At 75.3% G+C, this 16359-nt stretch carries 16 protein-coding genes, 3 tRNA genes and 1 pseudogene; 9 read left to right on the forward strand and 11 right to left on the reverse strand.

Annotated elements, in window-relative coordinates; all coding sequences use genetic code 11:
- Positions 1–131 precede the first annotated feature (131 nt).
- From ACP7CD_RS10625 to ACP7CD_RS10635, 3 genes are read right to left on the reverse strand one after another with little or no spacing between them, the layout of a single operon-like run.
- A complete protein-coding gene (locus ACP7CD_RS10625) occupies positions 132–857 on the reverse strand; it encodes a hypothetical protein (RefSeq protein WP_017833038.1) in 726 nt (241 codons plus the stop codon).
- A gap of 13 nt (positions 858–870) precedes the next feature.
- The gene (locus tag ACP7CD_RS10630) at positions 871–1794 is read right to left on the reverse strand and encodes an ATP-binding cassette domain-containing protein (RefSeq protein WP_109268552.1); all 924 of its coding nucleotides are present in this window, start codon (positions 1792–1794) and stop codon (positions 871–873) included.
- Positions 1791–2189 carry a GntR family transcriptional regulator gene (locus ACP7CD_RS10635; RefSeq protein ID WP_017833036.1) on the reverse strand — a complete coding sequence of 133 codons (399 nt, stop codon included), beginning with the start codon at positions 2187–2189 and terminating at the stop codon, positions 1791–1793. The genes ACP7CD_RS10630 and ACP7CD_RS10635 overlap by 4 nt, the downstream gene beginning before the upstream one ends.
- A gap of 112 nt (positions 2190–2301) precedes the next feature.
- Here ACP7CD_RS10635 and ACP7CD_RS10640 point away from each other — a divergent pair, with 112 nt between their 5' ends.
- The 5 genes and pseudogenes from ACP7CD_RS10640 to ACP7CD_RS10660 all read left to right on the forward strand — a co-directional run.
- Positions 2302–3108: an exodeoxyribonuclease III gene (locus tag ACP7CD_RS10640; RefSeq protein WP_017833035.1), complete on the forward strand. Its 807-nt coding sequence runs from the start codon at positions 2302–2304 to the stop codon at positions 3106–3108.
- 6 nt (positions 3109–3114) lie between these two features.
- Positions 3115–3987 (forward strand): hypothetical protein, encoded by an 873-nt coding sequence (locus ACP7CD_RS10645; RefSeq protein ID WP_241482840.1) that lies wholly within the window; start codon positions 3115–3117, stop codon positions 3985–3987.
- 313 nt (positions 3988–4300) lie between these two features.
- Entirely contained in the window at positions 4301–4606 is a 306-nt protein-coding gene (locus tag ACP7CD_RS10650; protein WP_035925540.1) for a DUF4193 domain-containing protein, read from the forward strand.
- A 60-nt stretch (positions 4607–4666) separates the two neighbouring features.
- Complete coding sequence (locus ACP7CD_RS10655; RefSeq protein ID WP_109221790.1) at positions 4667–5914, forward strand: MFS transporter; 1248 nt, start codon at positions 4667–4669, stop codon at positions 5912–5914.
- A gap of 60 nt (positions 5915–5974) precedes the next feature.
- Positions 5975–6925: pseudogene (locus tag ACP7CD_RS10660) on the forward strand (Gfo/Idh/MocA family protein); the annotation flags it as partial.
- Here the strand turns inward: ACP7CD_RS10660 and ACP7CD_RS10665 are convergent.
- Positions 6868–8394, reverse strand: a complete 1527-nt coding sequence (locus ACP7CD_RS10665) for a carboxylesterase family protein (protein ID WP_081994317.1) — start codon at positions 8392–8394, stop codon at positions 6868–6870. The pseudogene ACP7CD_RS10660 and the gene ACP7CD_RS10665 sit on opposite strands and share 58 nt — an antisense overlap.
- Before the next feature lie 233 nt (positions 8395–8627).
- Here ACP7CD_RS10665 and ACP7CD_RS10670 point away from each other — a divergent pair, with 233 nt between their 5' ends.
- A complete protein-coding gene (locus ACP7CD_RS10670; RefSeq protein WP_136341625.1) occupies positions 8628–9644 on the forward strand; it encodes a DMT family transporter in 1017 nt (338 codons plus the stop codon).
- A 70-nt stretch (positions 9645–9714) separates the two neighbouring features.
- Positions 9715–11421: a glycoside hydrolase family 13 protein gene (locus ACP7CD_RS10675; RefSeq protein WP_284563207.1), complete on the forward strand. Its 1707-nt coding sequence runs from the start codon at positions 9715–9717 to the stop codon at positions 11419–11421.
- 143 nt (positions 11422–11564) lie between these two features.
- Here ACP7CD_RS10675 and ACP7CD_RS10680 read toward each other — a convergent pair whose 3' ends face one another.
- From ACP7CD_RS10680 to ACP7CD_RS10705, 6 genes are all read right to left on the reverse strand, one after another.
- Positions 11565–12062, reverse strand: a complete 498-nt coding sequence (locus ACP7CD_RS10680; RefSeq protein WP_284563206.1) for a hypothetical protein — start codon at positions 12060–12062, stop codon at positions 11565–11567.
- Positions 12059–12217, reverse strand: a complete 159-nt coding sequence (locus ACP7CD_RS10685; RefSeq protein WP_426120166.1) for a hypothetical protein — start codon at positions 12215–12217, stop codon at positions 12059–12061. Before ACP7CD_RS10685 ends, ACP7CD_RS10680 begins: the two co-directional genes overlap by 4 nt.
- A 66-nt stretch (positions 12218–12283) precedes the next feature.
- A complete protein-coding gene (locus ACP7CD_RS10690) occupies positions 12284–12745 on the reverse strand; it encodes a hypothetical protein (protein WP_017833024.1) in 462 nt (153 codons plus the stop codon).
- A gap of 106 nt (positions 12746–12851) precedes the next feature.
- Positions 12852–12924 (reverse strand) — tRNA-Phe (locus ACP7CD_RS10695).
- 63 nt (positions 12925–12987) lie between these two features.
- Positions 12988–13061 (reverse strand) — tRNA-Asp (locus tag ACP7CD_RS10700).
- A gap of 79 nt (positions 13062–13140) precedes the next feature.
- Positions 13141–13213, reverse strand: a tRNA-Glu gene (locus ACP7CD_RS10705).
- Between the two features lie 156 nt (positions 13214–13369).
- Here ACP7CD_RS10705 and ACP7CD_RS10710 point away from each other — a divergent pair.
- Complete coding sequence (locus tag ACP7CD_RS10710) at positions 13370–13723, forward strand: metallopeptidase family protein (protein WP_017833023.1); 354 nt, start codon at positions 13370–13372, stop codon at positions 13721–13723.
- A 10-nt stretch (positions 13724–13733) separates the two neighbouring features.
- Here ACP7CD_RS10710 and ACP7CD_RS10715 read toward each other — a convergent pair whose 3' ends face one another.
- Positions 13734–14813 (reverse strand): universal stress protein, encoded by a 1080-nt coding sequence (locus tag ACP7CD_RS10715; RefSeq protein WP_017833022.1) that lies wholly within the window; start codon positions 14811–14813, stop codon positions 13734–13736.
- Between the two features lie 180 nt (positions 14814–14993).
- Between ACP7CD_RS10715 and ACP7CD_RS10720 the strand changes: the two genes are divergently transcribed.
- Positions 14994–16355, forward strand: a complete 1362-nt coding sequence (locus ACP7CD_RS10720; protein WP_017833021.1) for a D-arabinono-1,4-lactone oxidase — start codon at positions 14994–14996, stop codon at positions 16353–16355.
- Positions 16356–16359 lie beyond the last annotated feature (4 nt).

Here is a 16359-nt window from a genome sequence, read left to right on the forward strand (position 1 = left end):
TCTCCCTGCTGGGGGCGGCGCCGCCGGGGGCACGGGCCAGCAGGAAATTAGCATGTGCAACCACCCGGTGGAAGGGCGCGCGGGGAAACCCCTGGTCCCCCGGCGCGGCGGCGCTGGCCGCGCCGGGGTGCTCAGCGGACGGAGACCCGGCGGTACAGGCCCCAGCCCAGCAGCGCGAGCAGCACGGGCGCCGCCGCGGCCAGGAGCACGAGTCCCGCCGGGACCCCCGCGGAACCCGCGCCGACGGCCGCGGCGGAGCCCGCTCCGGTCGCGGCGGCCCACACCAGCACGGCCAGGGTCGTCACGACGGTCCCGATGATGGACAGCGTCAGCGCCACGGGGCCGCCCCGGACGTACACCGTGGCGAAGACCGCCCCGACCAGCTGCGCCCCGAGGTAGACCAGGAACGCCACGAGGAGGGCCCACGCCGGGGACCCTCCGGCGAAGACGCGGACGTCGAAAGCGGGCAGGCCCAGGAACCAGCCGCCGGTGGCGCGCTCCAGGAGCAGGAACGCGGTGAGGACGGCCGCGGCCAGCAGGGCGTGGAGCACGAACGTCAGCACCGAGCCCCACCACATCGACCGGCGGGTGGCCCCCAGCGCCAGGGCGAGGGGCGTGCTCGTGCCGATCACCTGGGCGGCGTGGACGAGCAGGGCGATCCCGGGCCACCAGAGCAGGACCTGGTTGTAGCGCAGGCCCTCGGCCACGGCGCCCAGCGGGGCGCCCAGGACCACGTGCAGCACGACCCCGGCGAGCAGACTGAGCAGCCCGGACACCGTGATCACGCCCACGACCATCCAGACCCCGGCGGACCGGTTGACGGTGTTGAGCTTGAGGACAGGGGTGAGTCGTGACATGGCGGAGGTCCTCTCAGGCGTTCTGGAGCTGGTCGGCGGGCACCGGGACGAGCCCGTGGGCGGCCACGGCCGACTGCAGGGAGACGGCGTCGATCTCGATCCCGTGGCGCGCGGCGGCCGCCCGGGCGTCGTCGTCGTGGGGCGCCGCCACGGTCACGGTGCGCAGCGCCCCGATCCGCTGCTCGCGGGAGACCTGCTGCTCGAGGCGCCGCTCGGCCAGGTAGCCGGCGACGTCGGCGGCGGGCCCCGCGACCGTGTGGGCGCTGGCGCGGGCGGTCTCGAGACCGGCGTCCAGCACGAGCCGCCCGCGGTCGAGGAGCAGGACGTGGTCGAGGAGGTTGGCGACCTCGTCGACCAGGTGCGTGGAGATCACCACGGTGCGCGGGTGCCGCGCGAAGTCCTCGAGGAGCCGGTCGTAGAACAGCTCCCGGGCCACCGGGTCCAGCCCGCCGTAGGGCTCGTCCAGCATCGTGAGCTCCGCGCGGGACGCGAGGCCCAGGACGATGCCGAGGGCCGTGTGCTGACCCGTGGAGAGCTTCTTGATCCTGGTCCGCGACGGGAGCCGGAGGTCCTCGGCGAGACCGCGGGCGAGCTCCTCGTCCCAGCCGGGGTAGAACGCCGGCGCGGCGTCGAGGACGTGGCGGACCCGGAACTCCTCGGGGTAGCGCTGCCGGTCCCGCAGCAGCACCGTGCGGGAGAGCGCCTCGGGGTTCTCCCACCCGGGGCGGCCGAACAGCTCGACCCGCCCGCCCCGGTCGGGGCGGACCTGCTGGCCGATCACGGACAGCAGGGTGGTCTTGCCGGAGCCGTTGCGCCCCACGAGTCCGTAGATCCGGTCCGGGGCGAGGTCGAGGTCGACGCCGTCGAGGGCCCGGGTCTCCCGGTAGGTGCGGGAGACGCCGCGCAGGGCGACGACGGGGGCTGGCGTGCCGTTCATGGGGTGGACTCCTGACGGGTCGGTGCGGCGGCCTCGGACCGGCCGAGGGCGGAGCGGACGAGGTCGAGGACGTCCCCCGGCGGGAGCCGGAGGGAGTGCGCCTCGGTGACGAGCGGTGCCACGTAGCGGTCGGCGAACTCCTGCCGCCGCTGCTCGAGGAGCCGTTCCCGGGCGCCGGCGGCGACGAACATGCCGATGCCGCGGCGCTTGTAGAGGATCCCCCGGTCCACGAGCCGGTTGACGCCCTTGCCGGCGGTGGCCGGGTTGATCCGGTAGAAGGCGGCGAACTCGTTGGTGGACGGGACCTGGGTCTCCTCCGGATAGGCGCCCGCGAGGATGTCGGCGCAGATCCGTTCGGCGATCTGCTGGAAGATCGGGCGGTCGTCGGCGATCACGGCCCTCCCCCTCACTGGTTCATTAGTTATGTAACTAACCATGGCACCTGGACCGGTGCTGCGCAAGGGGTGCTGAAAATTCCCGTCCGGGGCAGCCGGTAACGTGGGGCCCATGAGGATCGCCACCTGGAACGTGAACTCCGTCCGCGCCCGCGCCGATCGTGTGGAGGCGTGGCTGCAGCGCTCGGACGTGGACGTCCTGGCCATGCAGGAGACCAAGGCGAAGGACGACAACTTCCCCTGGGAGCTCTTCGAGTACATGGGCTACGACGTCGCCCACTTCGGCCTCAGCCAGTGGAACGGCGTGGCGATCGCCTCCCGGGTGGGCCTCGAGGACGTCGAGCGCACCTTCCCGGACCAGCCGGCCTTCGGCAAGCCCGGCGAGGAGCCCGTGCAGGAGGCCCGGGCGATCGGCGCCACGTGCGCCGGCGTGCGCGTCTGGTCCCTCTACGTCCCCAACGGCCGCGGCCTGGAGGACCCGCACATGCCCTACAAGCTGGAGTGGCTGCGCGTGCTCAAGGACCACGCCAAGCAGTGGGTCGACGAGGACTCCACGGCGCAGGTCGCCCTGGTGGGCGACTGGAACGTGGCCCCGCAGGACGAGGACGTGTGGGACATGCAGTTCTTCCTCGACAACGGCCTGACCCATGTCAGCGCGCCCGAGCGCGCAGCCTTCCGCGCCTTCCTCGAGGAGGCCGGCTACCTGGACGTGGTCCGCCCCCGGCACCCCGGCCCGGGCGTCTACACGTACTGGGACTACAAGGGCCTGCGCTTCCCGAAGAAGGAGGGCATGCGCATCGACTTCCAGCTCTACTCCCCCGCCCTGGCCGGCCGCGTCACCGACGCGTCGATCGACCGCGAGGAGCGCAAGGGCAAGGGCGCCTCGGACCACGCCCCCGTCGTCGTCGAGATCGCCTGAGCCGCCGTGGCCCAGCTGCTGCAGGTCGGCCGGACGTTCCGCTCGGCCACCGGGATCCCCCACCAGTTCGCCCTGCGGGTGTACGTGCCCGCCGAGGAGCTCGATGCCGTGTACGCCCCACTGGTGCCCCGGGCCCTGTCCCCCGAGGAGGCCGGGGTCAACGAGCTGACCGAGCAGCTCGCCCGCCTGGCCGAGCCGGGCCAGGAGCCCCTGCCCCCGGCCGTGGAGCCGCTGTGGACCCTGCCGTTCTCCGCGGCGCCGCGGGGCCGGGACATGCTCGCGGCCGGGGTCGGGGACTTCCCCGTCTACCACCCCCCGCAGCGGCTGCGGCGCTCGCTGCGGCTCGTGGCGCTCGCCGAGGAGGAGGGCGGCCAGCCCCTGCCCAACCTGCTCATCCCCGAGGACGCCGTCCGGGCCGCGGGCGATCGCGTGAGCCGGGAGCACTTCGTGCCCGTGCACGCGCGCCAGTCGGCGTTCACCGTCCCCATGGCGTGGTTCTCCCTCTTCACCGCTCAGGACCACACCGAGAGCTTCCACCACGGCAACCGTGTGCACCGGTGCGCGGTGCCGATGGACCTCGCGACCCGTCGCGTGGTGCGCGCCGCGCAGGTGGTGGAGGACGCGGGCGGCGAGGACCTCGAGGACCTCGCCGAGGACCTCACGCACCTGGGCCGGTGGCTCGGGGCGTTCTCCGCCAACTCCCTCGTGGTCCTGCACTACGGCTCGCTCGCTGACCCGTTCCAGCCGGACGAGAGCCCGCAGGACTTCTCGGACGCCGTAGAGCTGCTGGCCGCGCGGGACGCCCACGGCGCCGCCGTGGCGTTCCGCCGGCTCATGCACCGCTGGCTGCGCCTCGCGCACCTGGAGAGCGCCAGCTGACACCGGACCAGGGCCGGGCGGCGTCCTGCGCGGCGCGCCGGATGGCGTGCAACGCACCCAGGGCCATCTCGTCGAAGTGGCCCTGGACGGCGATGAGGAGGTCACGGACGCTGAGCGGGTGCTCCGTGCTCGGCGCACCAGGGACCGATCCGGGCCCCTCCGGGGTGCGACGAGGATCACGCCCGAGACGCCGCACTTCGCCGGGACGCGCGGGGACTCGACAGTTGCCCATGTCGTAGGGGTACACTCTGGTCCTTCCGTGCAGGGCACCCTCTGCACAGCACCACCCCGTTCCAGGAGGACGCACCACATCATGGCCACCGATTACGACGCCCCGCGCACCCGGCCCGAGGACGAGCCGGCCAACGAGTCCCTGGAGGCGATCCAGGTCCAGCGCAGCGCCACCACCCAGACCGCGGTCATCGACGCCGAGGACTTCGACACCGCCGAGGGCATCGACCTGCCCGGCGCCGACCTCTCCCACGAAGAGCTCACCGTGGCCGTCATCCCGGAACAGGTCGACGAGTTCACCTGCGCCTCCTGCTTCCTGGTCCGGCACCGCTCCCAGCTGGCCCGCCAGTCCGGCGAGACGCGGTACTGCACCGACTGCGAGGGCTGAGCGGACCGCTCCGTCCGGCCCGCGCCCCGGTGCCGCCGCACCCCGTGATAGAACAGGCCGGTGCGCCCGTCCACCCCGCCCCCTGACCGTTCCGCCGTCCCGCCCCGCGTGCCGGGGTGGCTGGTGGTGCTCGCGGTGGCGGTCGTGGCGGTCAATCTCCGCCCCGGGGCCACCTCCGTGGGGCCCGTGCTCGCGGAGGTGCAGCAGGGACTGGGGCTGAGCCCCACGATGGCCGGCGTGCTGACCGCCCTGCCCGGGCTCACGTTCGCCGCGGCGGGGGCGTGCGCGGTCGCGCTCTCGCGCAGGACCGGCATCAGCGGTGCCGTCACCGCCGGTCTGGTCCTGGTCGCCGCCGGGCTGCTGGCCCGGTCGGTCACGGGATCGGTGCCGGTGTTCCTGCTCCTGTCCGTGCTGGGCTTCGCCGGCATGGCCGTCGGCAACATCCTGGTGCCGGCGTTCATCAAGCGCCACGGGGGCCGGCGCACGGCGGCGCTGAACTCCCTCTACACGACCGGCCTGGCCGTCGGCGCCACGCTGCCCCTGCTGGCTGCCGGGCCGCTGGCCGCGAGCGGGCCCGACGGGTGGCGTGCCGCTCTGGGCCTCTGGGGCCTCGTGGCCCTGGCCGCCGTGGTCCCCTGGGTCCTGGTCACCGTCCGCGACCGGCGCGAGCCCGCCACGACCCCCGGCCGCGCCCTGCGTCCCGGCCGCGGCACCTCGATCCTCCGCTCCCGCACCGCCGTGGCGCTGTGCGTCTACTTCGGCATCCAGTCGATGCACGCCTACGTCCAGTTCGGCTGGGTGGCCCAGATCTACCGCGACGGCGGCCTGGGCCAGGCCCAAGCCGGGCTGATGGCCGCCCTCATCGCCGCCATGGGCATCCCGGGAGGGCTCCTCATGCCCGTCCTGGTGGCCCGCTCACCGCGCCTGCGGCGGTGGATCGTGGGCCTGGGCGTCTGCATGGTCGCCGGCTACTCCGGCCTGCTCCTGGCGCCCGCCACCACACCCTGGGCCTGGGCCCTGCTCCTGGGGGTGGGCGGCTTCGCGTTCCCCACCGCCCTGGCGCTGCTCACGGCCCGCTCCCGGGACCCCCGGGTGACCGCGCAGCTGTCCGGGTTCACCCAGCCGGTGGGCTACCTGCTCGCGGCGGCCGGGCCCTTCGCCGTCGGCGCCCTGCACGAGGCCACCGGCAGCTGGACCGCTCCCCTGCTGCTGCTGATGGGCACCGCGGTGCTCCTCGTCGTCGCCGGCGGCGTCGCGGCCGCGCCCCGCTTCGTCGACGACGAGATCGCGGGCCCGGACGGGCCGTAGCGGCCCGGTGCGGCCCGGTGCGGCCCGGTGCGGCCCGGTGCCAGGGGCTATCGTGACCGCATGACTGATCAGGGTGCAGGACGAGTGCTCACCGCCGGACTCGTCGGGTACGGCATGGCCGGGCGGGACTTCCACGGGGACCTGCTGCGGCGGGCCGGCGGGCGGGTCACCGACGTCGTCACCGGCGACCCGGAGCGGGCCGCCCGCGCGGGCGCCGACTGGCCCGGGGTGCAGGTGCACCGGGACCTGCCCGGGCTGCTCGAGCGCTCGCGGCCCGACGTGCTGGTCGTCGCCTCGCCCACGGGGCTGCACGTGGAGCACGCGCTGGCCGGCCTGGAGGCCGGGATCCCCGTGGTGGTCGACAAGCCGCTGGCCATGGACCACGAGGGCGCGGTGGCCGTGGTCCGCCGCGCCGAGGAGACCGGGACCCCGCTGACGGTCTTCCACAACCGGCGCTGGGACAGCGAGCAGCTGACCCTGGCCCGGGTGCTCGCCGAGGGGCACCTCGGGGACGTGCACCGGTTCGAGCGCCGCTGGGAGCGGTGGCGCCCGGTGCCCAAGGACCGGTGGCGGGAGAACGCGGTCGGCCGGGGCGGCGGGCTGCTGCTCGACCTCGGTCCGCACCTCGTGGACGCGGCGATCCAGCTGTTCGGGCCGGTGGCCGCGGTGCGGGCCGAACTGCGCGCGCTGACGACCCCGGCCGAGGACGACGTCTTCCTGGCCCTGGACCACGCCTCGGGCACGATCAGCCACCTGTGGGCCGGGAGCCTCGTGGGGGCGCCGGGGCCCCGGACCCGGGTGCTCGGCTCGGCCGGCGCCTACCTCGTGGCCGGGCACGCCGACAGCCCCGGCCCCTTCGACCTGCTGGACCCCGGGGAGGGCATGACGGGTCTGCTCGTCCGGGGCACCGGGACCGACCCCGTGCCCACCGCCCCCGGCGAGCCCGCCGACTTCTACCGGGCCGTGGCCCGGTGGCTCCTCGGCGACGACGAGGCCCCCGTGGACCCGTGGGACGCCGTGGCCGTCGCCGCCGTGCTGGACGCGGCCCGGCGCAGCGCCCGCACCGGGGCGCGGGAGGTGCCCGCAGCGCCCTGAGCGCGGCGCACCGCGCCGAGGACACAGCCGAGGACGCGCTCGAGGGGTCGTGCACCCGTGGCCGCGCGGTAGCGCAGGACGCCGGGGACCGCCCCGGCGTCCGCCAGCGGCTCCCCACGGGCGAAGCCGGCCCACAGCCGCCGGAGGCGCCGGCCGTGGCCCTGGACGCCCTCCCACGGGGCCCCGGCGAGCAGCCCGGTGCCGGCCCATGCGGCCTCGTCGCCGAACAGGAGCGGGAGGTCGACCGTGTGGGCGGATCCGTACGGGCTGCCCGGCGCGCTCCAGGTGAGCAGGTAGGTGTGGGCGCGGCCTCCGGCCCGGGCGTGCCGGGCGGCGAACCGGCGGACGGCCCGGCCGTGGACGGCCGCGGTCACCTGCCCCACGACGGCGCGGCGGAGCACGGGGCCGAGCAGCGGGACGCGGGTGACCCGGTGGAGGAGGGGCAGCGTGGGCAGGTAGAGCCGGGCCTCCTCAGCGGTGTGGCCGATGAGCACGTCGATGTGCGGGGCCACGCGGTCCCAGGCCGCCTCGACGCCCTCCTCGGCGGGCAGGGGGTGGTGGCCGTACTGGGTGCCGAACGGCATCCGGCCCCGGAGCCCGAAGGAGGACGCACCGGCCTCGACCTCGGCCTGCAGCGCCACCACCTCCGCGGCCGGCGTCCCCGCGGTGACGGCACCGGCCGCGCCCGCCATCGCCGCGGTCATCGCCGCCCGGCCGCGGGCGATGCCCAGCGGAGGGCTCTGCAGGATGGCCCGGCGGAACAGCAGCTCCGCGCCCGGGACGGCCATGAGATGGGCCACGGCGTCGCCCCCGGCGGACTGGCCGAACACGGTCACCCGGTCCGGGTCGCCGCCGAAGGCCGCGATGTTGCGCCGCACCCAGCGCAGGGCCTCTAGCTGGTCGAGCAGACCGAGGTTGGCGGGGCGGCCCCGGCCCGCGCCGAGGTAGCCGAACAGTCCCAACCGGTAGGTGACGCTCACGACCACGACCCGCTGCTCGGCGACCAGGGGGCGGGGATCCATGATCGGGGCGTCCCCGGCCCCGGTGGTGTAGGAGCCGCCGTGGATCCAGACCATCACTGGCAGCCGTTCCGCCGGCCCCCGCTCGAGGGGCAGGGTCACCGACAGCCGCTGGCAGTGCTCGTCCCGCGGGAGCCCGGCGAGGGTGTCGCCGAGGACCCCGGTGAGGAAGGGTGAGTGCGCCTGGGGGCAGGCCGGGGCCGGGCGGGTGGCGTCGAACGGTTCCTCCCGGTCCGCGACCGGGACGGGCGCGGCGAACCGGTCCGCCGTGGCGTACGGGATCCCGGTCGCCCGGACGACGTCGCCGTCGACCCGGCCGCGCACCGGCCCGCAGGGAGGCGCGAACGCGCGCGTCGGAGTGGTCATGCCCTCTTCTACCACGCGGCCCGCCCGGGACGGGGGCGGGCCGGCTTCCGCGAACGCGGCTGCGCCCGGCGCACCGCGCCCGGGGCGCCCGTCGCCCGCCCTGGGTAGATTGGACCGTCGACCGACAGGAGCCCGCCCATGACCGCACACCCGCAGCGCCCGGCGCCGCTCCGCGTCCGCGCGCACGCCCGCACGACGACCACCGACGTGCCGGTCGCACCGTGAGCGGCACCGTGAACGGCACCGTGAGCCGCGCCGTGGGGCGCACGGGGCGCCACGCCGGCCTCGGCGTCGCGGCCATCCTGCTCACCGCGGTCCTGTGGGGCACGACCGGGACCGCGGCGACCTTCGCCCCCGGCGCGGGTCCGCTGGCGATCGGGGCCGCCGCCCTGGGCGTGGGCGGGCTGCTGCAGGCGGCGATCGCCCTGCCCGCCCTGCGCCGCTCGCGGCGGTCGCTGCGCTCGCACGCCGGGCTGGTGGCGGCCGGGGCTGCGGCCGTGGCCGTCTATCCGCTGGCGTTCTACAGCTCGATGCACCTGGGCGGCGTCGCGATCGGCACGGTCGTCTCCCTGGCCTCCGCGCCGCTGGCCTCGGGCGTCCTGGAGCGCGTCCTCGAGCGCCGCCCCCTGAGCCGGTGGTGGATGACCGCCGCGCTCCTGGGCGTCCTCGGCAGCGGCCTGCTGTGCCTGTCGAGGGACGGCCGGTCCGGGGCCTCGGCCGCGGACACCGCCGCCGGCATCGGGCTCGGACTGGTGGCCGGGGCGACGTACGCGCTCTACTCGTGGGTGGTGCACCGGCTGATGGGCCACGGGGTGGGGCGCGCGGCCTCGATGGGCGCCGTCTTCGGCGCCGGCGGGGCGCTCCTGCTCCCGGTCCTCGCCCTCACGGGGGCGCCCCTGCTGGCCACGGGGCAGGCGTTCGCCGTGGCCGCGTACATGGCGCTGGTGCCGATGTTCCTCGGGTACTTCCTGTTCGGCGTGGGACTCGCCCGGGTGCGCCCGAGCACGGCGACGACCCTCACCCTGACCGAACCGGCCGTCGCGGCGGTCCTGGCCGTCGTCGTCGTCGGCGAACGGCTGACGGGCGCCGGCTGGACCGGGCTGGCGGTCCTCGCCGCCGCGCTCGTCGTCCTGGCCCTCGCCCCCACCAACGTGGTCGCGCACCGGCCGGGCGGTCCCGGCCGGACACCGGCTGCCCCGGCCGCCGCCCCAGCGCCGGCCGCCGTGACACCGCGCCCGGGGACTGACTAGGTTGGGGACGCCCCCGCACCGGAGCCGCCCGCACCGGACACCCCCGACGAAGCACCCGAGGAGCACCCCCATGACGCAGCAGGTCAGCCAGTCCCCCGCCACCGAGGAGGGCGAGTGGTGGCGCTCCGCGGTGATCTACCAGATCTATCCCCGGTCCTTCAACGACTCCGACGGTGACGGTCTGGGCGACCTGCCCGGGATCGTCGACCGGCTGGACTACCTCGCGGACCTCGGCGTGGACGCCCTGTGGCTGTCCCCGTTCTACGTCTCGCCGCAGCACGACGCCGGCTACGACGTCTCCGACTACCGGGACGTGGACCCCCGCTTCGGCACCCTGGAGGACTTCGACCGGATGCGCGCCCGGATGGCGGAGCTCGGGATGCGGCTGATCGTGGACCTGGTGCCCAACCACACCTCGAGCGAGCACGAGTGGTTCCGGGCCGCCGTGGCCGCCGGGCCCGGCAGCCCCGAGCGGGACCGGTACATGTTCCGGGACGGCCGGGGCGAGCACGGGGAGCTGCCGCCGAACAACTGGCGCTCCGTGTTCGGCGGCGAGGCCTGGACCCGGCTGCCGGACGGGCAGTGGTACCTGCACCTGTTCGACAGCACCCAGCCGGACCTCAACTGGGAGAACCCGGAGGTGTGGGAGGAGTTCCGCTCCGTCCTGCGCTTCTGGCTGGACCGGGGCGCGGACGGCTTCCGCGTGGACGTGGCCCACGGCCTCGTGAAGGCCGAGGGGCTGCCGGACTGGGACCACCAGGTGCACATGGTCGAGGGCGAGCACGACGCGCGGGAGCACGACGCCCCGGACACCCCGCTGAGCACCGGCAGCCCCTACTTCGACCAGGACGGCGTGCACGAGGTCTACCGCGACTGGCACCGGGTGCTCGCCGAGTACGACGGCGACCGGATGCTGGTGGCCGAGGCGTGGGTCGAGCCGGCGCACCGGCTGGCGATGTACGTCCGCTCCGACGAGATGCACCAGGCGTTCAACTTCGACTTCCTGGTGGCCGGGTGGGACTGGGCCCGGATGTCCCGGGCCATCGAGGACTCCCTGGCGGAGTCGGCGAACGTCGGCGCGCCCACCACGTGGGTGCTGTCCAACCACGACACCGTCCGGCACGTCTCCCGCTTCGGGCTCACGGATCCCATCGCCTACCCCAAGGGGATCGACGCGGACGGCGAGCAGCCGGACCACGAGCAGGGTCTCGCCCGCGGCCGCGCCGCCGCGCTGGTGGAGCTGGCCCTGCCCGGCTCCGCCTACCTGTACCAGGGGGACGAGCTGGGCCTGCCCGACCACACGCGCCTGCCCGCCGAGCTGCGCCAGGACCCGGCGTTCGCCCGGACCGGGGGCGAGGAGATCGGCCGCGACGGCTGCCGGGTCCCGCTGCCCTGGGCCACGGGAGAGCCCGGCCACGGCTTCGGGGCCGACCCGTGGCTGCCGCAGCCCGAGGAGTTCGCGCAGCTCGCGGCGGACCGGCAGGTGGGGGTCCCCGACTCCACGCACACGGTGTACCGCACGGCGCTGCGGGTGCGCCGGGAGCTCGGTCTCGGCCGCGGCTCCTTCGCGTGGCACGCGAGCCACGACGCCGCGACGGGCCTGCTGTCCTTCGTGAACACCACCGGCGCCGGGGAGCGGGTCCTCGTGGCGGCGAACCTGGGCGGCGCCCCGGTCCCCCTGCCCGCCGGAGAGCCGCTCGTGCTCAGCCGCCGGGACGCCGTGCAGGACGGCGTCCTGCGGCCCGAGCGGGCCGTGTGGTGGCGTCTGGCCCCCTGAGCCGTCCTGCCGGCCCTCGGGGCCCCGGCCTCGGGGCCCCCCGGCCTCGGGGAACCCGGCGGTCCTGGCGCACGGCGTGCGGCGCCGCACGCCGGCACGCCGCGGACGACCGCTCGTCGCGGACGCCCGGACCGGCACGCCGGTCAGTGGCTGGTGCGCCCCCGGCCCGACACGAGCACCGGCGCCACCAGCCGGTCCGCGAGCACGCCGGTGACCACGGAGTACACCGCCTTGTGCAGGACGTCCACGGCCTGCTCGCCGGCCGGCCAGGTCGACGGCGGGGCCCCGACCCCGGTCGCGTTCTCCACGGTCTGGTCGAAGGCCAGCCGCACCACCGTGTGCCAGGCGTTCGCGTGCGGACCCCGGATGCCGGTCACGGCCCACACGCCGCGCAGGGCGCCGAGGGCGGCGCCCGTGCCGTAGTGCATGGCGGAGTTCCAGCCCGTGGGCTGCTCGCGGTCCCCGGGGTGGCGTCCCAGCAGGGTGAGCAGGGCGCGCGCGGGGACGTAGGAGTCCGGCCGGTGGGTGAGCGCCTGCTCCGCCTTCTCCCCCAGCACCATCAGAGCGGCCCCGGCGATCCCCGCCGCGGCGCCGGTCGCCGCGGCCCGTCCGAGCGCGCTCGTCCGGGCGGGGCCGGTCACGGCCGCCCCTGCTCGTCGCCTGGCCGCTCGGTGCCCAGTCCCTGCTGCTCCAGGTCGCGGTCGAGCTCGGCGCCGGGCTCGACGACCACGCCGTCCTCGCGCTGGTCGTCGACCGGCCCGTGCCCCGGTTCCTGCTCGCGTCGGCGCTCGGTCATGTCGGCTCCTCCCGTCGGGGCCACCCGGGCCGGGCGACCTGCCCCCCAGTCTAGACAGGCTGCTGATCAGTTCGAGGGGGTGGGCTCCGCGCACGCCCGGCGGAGCCAGTCGCCGACCGGCGCGAGCGTCCGCTGCAGATCGGCCAGCTCGGCGGGCTGCACGGACGAGCCCGCGGCGTCCAGGGCGGCCACGGCGTCCTCGAACGCGGGGCGCAGCTCGGCGGGCAGCCGGGAGGTGAGGTCCCGCACGGAGGCAGCCGCCCCCTGGGGGCGGAAGTGGGGGTCCGGCTCGTCGCCGGACAGCGGCACGAGGGTCAGCGCCGTGTAGGCGCTCGCCACGTCGAAGCAGGCCTCCGGTTCCGCGGTGGGCCCGGCCGGCACCGGGGCGGGCGAGCCCGCGGTCGGCTCGAGGACGAGCCCGGAGGACTGCGGGCCGGCGCCGCAGCCAGTGAGCGCCAGCAGGCTCAGGGCGGTCAGCGCGGCCGCTGCTGCCCCGCGGGGGCTCGGGCGACGGGGATACCGGGTCACGGCTCCCAGGGTAGGGAGCGAACCTCCGTGTCCGCTGGCAGCGGGCGGCAGGGCCCCCGGCACGAAGAAACCGCCGGCCCCTCGAGGGGACCGGCGGTTTCCGCGGTGGCTCCGACCGGCGTCGATCCGGTGACCTTACGATTTTCAGTCGTACGCTCTACCAACTGAGCTACAGAGCCCCGGCACATCCGCAGCGGATATGCCGCGACGGCGCCGCATCGACTCGATGAACGCCGTCTGAGCGACCCTGACGGGACTTGAACCCGCGACCTCCGCCGTGACAGGGCGGCACGCTAACCAGCTGCGCTACAGGGCCTTGCTGTTTCCAACGAGGACTGATCTTACCAGCATTCCTCGCCGGTTGTGCAAATCGGTGGGCGGACCCTCCGATCGCGTACCCCCAACGGGATTCGAACCCGTGTCGCCGCCGTGAAAGGGCGGTGTCCTAGGCCACTAGACGATGGGGGCCGGACACCCGCGTCGACGACCACGACCTCGGCGACCGAGGACCGTGACACGGGAGAAACCGAGTACAGCTTAGAGGCTCGCGCGGATCCCGCACAATTCCCGCACTGCCCCCGGGGACCCAGCCGGCGCCCGGGCTCGTGGGGTAGGAAGGAGAGCGTGATCGAGATGACCCGCGAGGAGTTCGACGGCGCCGTCGACGACGCCATCGACCTGATCCCGGACGCCCTGTTCCGGGCGATGGACAACGTGGTGATCCTGGTCGAGGAGGAGCCGCCGGAGCACTCCCCCGGGCTGCTCGGCCTCTACGAGGGCGTGCCCCTGACCGCCCGGGACGGCGGGTGGGGCGCCGGCTCCCTGCCGGACCGGATCTTCGTCTACCGGGGTCCGCTGCAGCGCATGTGCGCGGAGCGCGAGGAGCTCGTGGAGGAGATCACGGTGACCGTCATCCACGAGGTCGCCCACCACTTCGGCATCGACGACGAGCGCCTGCACGAACTGGGGTGGGGCTGAGCCGGCCCGCTCAGGCGTCCCAGGGGCGGATGTCGTCGGAGTCGAAGTCCTTGCGGGTCTCGATCCGCTCGTCGTAGCGGTCCGGGACGATCAGCACGGGTCCCGCGGCGTTGTGCAGCACGCCCTGCGAGGTGGAGCCCAGGAGCATCCCCGCGAAGCCGCCCCGGCCGCGCGTGCCCATCACCACGAGCCCGTTGCGCCGGGTCTGCTCGACCAGCACCTGCACCGGCGCGCCGTCCGCGAGCTCCGAGCCGATCTGCAGGTCGGGGAACCAGCTCTCGAGCCAGGCGACGCCGCCGTTGAGCGCCCGCGCGACGTCGTCGTACATCACCTCGAAGTCCACCGCCGTGGGCATCCACGCGAGCGCCCCGCTCACGGGCGGGAGCGCGCACAGCACCGTCAGGGGCACGCCGAGCAGGCGCGCCTCCTCCGCGGCGTAGAGCATGGCCGCCCGGGCCTGGGTGGAGCCGTCCGACCCGACGACCACGCGGTCCACGAGGGCCCGGGTGCTCGTGAGCTCCTCCGCGCCCAGGTGCTGCTGCGCCCACGGCAGGGGGACCACGCCCGTGGGGCACTTCGAGTGCGCCGGCACCGCCGTGGAGACCGTGCCGAGCAGCCGGCCCAGCAGACCGCCCCGGCCGCGGGAGCCGAGGACCAGCAGCTCCGCCGTGCGGCTCAGCTCGAGCAGGGCCCCGGAGGGGTCCCCGGTCTCGACGGTCGCCCGCAGCTCGACCCCCACGTCACGGACCTGGTCCGCCGCGTGGTTCAGCAGCTCCTCGACGCCCTGGGTGAGGGCGGCCTCGTCCACGGTGGCGTAGCCGGTGTCGAACCCAGAGCCGGAGAACACGGGCAGGCTGTACGCGGTGACCAGCCGCACCGGACGACCGCGGCGGCGGGCCTCCCGGGCCGCCCACCGCAGCGCCCCGAGGCTCTGCTCGGAGCCGTCGATGCCCACGACGATCTCCCCCGTGGCGTCGAGGGACCGGCTCTGCCCGCCGCCCGAGGGGACGCGGTCGCGCACCGCCTCCTCGCCCAGCGTGGTCTCGTGGGGCTCCTCGCGCTCCCGGTCCGGGGACGGGTGATCGGTCATGGTGCTGCCTCCTGTGCGCGTCCTCGGTCCGCGGTGCTCCGGATCCCGCCGCGGGCTTCGCCTCCGATGGTACGCGCGGCGGGGCCGCAGGACGGGGTCGTCGAGGGCGCCGGAGCGCCCTCGGGATGACATGATGAGGGCGCACTGTGCACCTGCCTGCGAGGAAGGACGGTCCCGCCGATGAGCGAGGTCTCGCTGCCCGACGCCCTGCCCGGCGAGACCGGGACGAGAGAGTGGGCCACGTGGGGCAGGACGCACTCCGTCACCCCCCGGCACGTGCTGCGCCCCACCTCCGTCCCGGAGCTCGCGGAGGGCGTCGCCGCCGCCGTGCGCCGCGGACTGGGCGTGCGCGCGGTGGGCTCCGGGTGCAGCTTCTCGGCCCTGCCCCTGGCCCCCGACGTCATGGTCGACCTCTCCGGGCTGTCCGGGCTGCCGGCCGTCGACCGGGAGAACCAGCGGGTCACGGTCCTCGCGGGCACCACGATCCGTGACCTGAACCAGGAGCTGGACGCCCACGGGCTGGCCGTGACCAACCTGCCGGACAGCGACTGGCAGACGGTCGCCGGCGCCGTCTCGACCGGCACCCACGGGACCGGCCTGGCCTTCGGCTCCCTCTCCCAGCAGGTGGTGGCCCTGAGCCTGGTCACGGCCGACGGCGAGCTGGTGGAGTGCTCCGCCGAGCAGCGCCCCGAGCTGTTCCAGGCCGCGCGCGTGGGCCTGGGCGCCATGGGGGTCCTCGCGAGCGTCACCCTGGTGTGCGAGCCGACGTTCCGGCTGCACGCGGCGGAGCTCAAGGAGCCCCTCGGCCAGCTCGTGGACACCCTGGGCAGCCGGATGGCCGGGGCCGACCACTTCGAGTTCTTCTGGACGCCGGGCACCGCCACCGCCCAGACCCGGATCCTCACGCGCCTGCACAAGCTCCCGGACTCCTACACCCGGCCCGGCTCCCCCGTGGCCCGCACCGTGCGCCGGCTCGACGACGCCCTGCTGCGCAACACCCTCACCGCGGGGCTCAACCAGCTGGCCACGGCCCTGCCGCGCTCCACGCCGGGGCTCAACCGGCTCGACGCCCTCACGAACAGCCCGCGGCAGTACAGCGACCTGTCCTTCCGGGTGTTCACCGTGCCGCGCCGGACCCGGTTCGTCTCCTCCGAGTACGCCCTGCCGGTCGAGGAGCTCGTCGTGGCCTTCCGGGAGCTGCAGACGCTCATCGAGCGGCGCGACTACTCGTTCTCGCTCCCGGTGGACGTGCGCTGCGCCGCGGCCGAGGACGCCTGGCTCGCCCCCGCCCACGGCCGGGAGACCGGCTGGATCGCGCTGCGGCAGTACTGGCGCCGGTACGACCCGAAGGTGTTCGCCGCGGCCGAGGAGATCTTCGTGGCCCACGGCGGCCGCCCCCACTGGGGCACCGTGCACACGCAGGACGCCGAGTACCTGCGCTCCGTGTACCCGCGGTTCCAGGACTTCCTCGACGCCCGGGCGTCCGTGGACCCGGACGGGGTGTTCCTCAACGACCACGTCCGCGGGCTGCTGGGCCTGTAGGCCC

Source organism: Kocuria sp. LHG3120, assembly GCF_049897445.1.
In the GTDB taxonomy this organism is placed as follows: Bacteria; Actinomycetota; Actinomycetes; order Actinomycetales; family Micrococcaceae; genus Kocuria; species Kocuria rosea.

What these genes read in the sequence shown, in the direction of transcription:
- ACP7CD_RS10630 (WP_109268552.1), bottom strand. Translation starts at nt 1,794, where the DNA reads ATGAACGGCACGCCAGCCCCCGTCGTCGCCCTGCGCGGCGTCTCCCGC.
- ACP7CD_RS10665 (WP_081994317.1), bottom strand. Translation starts at nt 8,394, where the DNA reads ATGACCACTCCGACGCGCGCGTTCGCGCCTCCCTGCGGGCCGGTGCGC.
- ACP7CD_RS10640 (WP_017833035.1), top strand. Translation starts at nt 2,302, where the DNA reads ATGAGGATCGCCACCTGGAACGTGAACTCCGTCCGCGCCCGCGCCGAT.
- ACP7CD_RS10650 (WP_035925540.1), top strand. Translation starts at nt 4,301, where the DNA reads ATGGCCACCGATTACGACGCCCCGCGCACCCGGCCCGAGGACGAGCCG.
- ACP7CD_RS10685 (WP_426120166.1), bottom strand. Translation starts at nt 12,217, where the DNA reads ATGACCGAGCGCCGACGCGAGCAGGAACCGGGGCACGGGCCGGTCGAC.
- ACP7CD_RS10715 (WP_017833022.1), bottom strand. Translation starts at nt 14,813, where the DNA reads ATGACCGATCACCCGTCCCCGGACCGGGAGCGCGAGGAGCCCCACGAG.
- ACP7CD_RS10720 (WP_017833021.1), top strand. Translation starts at nt 14,994, where the DNA reads ATGAGCGAGGTCTCGCTGCCCGACGCCCTGCCCGGCGAGACCGGGACG.
- ACP7CD_RS10625 (WP_017833038.1), bottom strand. Translation starts at nt 857, where the DNA reads ATGTCACGACTCACCCCTGTCCTCAAGCTCAACACCGTCAACCGGTCC.
- ACP7CD_RS10675 (WP_284563207.1), top strand. Translation starts at nt 9,715, where the DNA reads ATGACGCAGCAGGTCAGCCAGTCCCCCGCCACCGAGGAGGGCGAGTGG.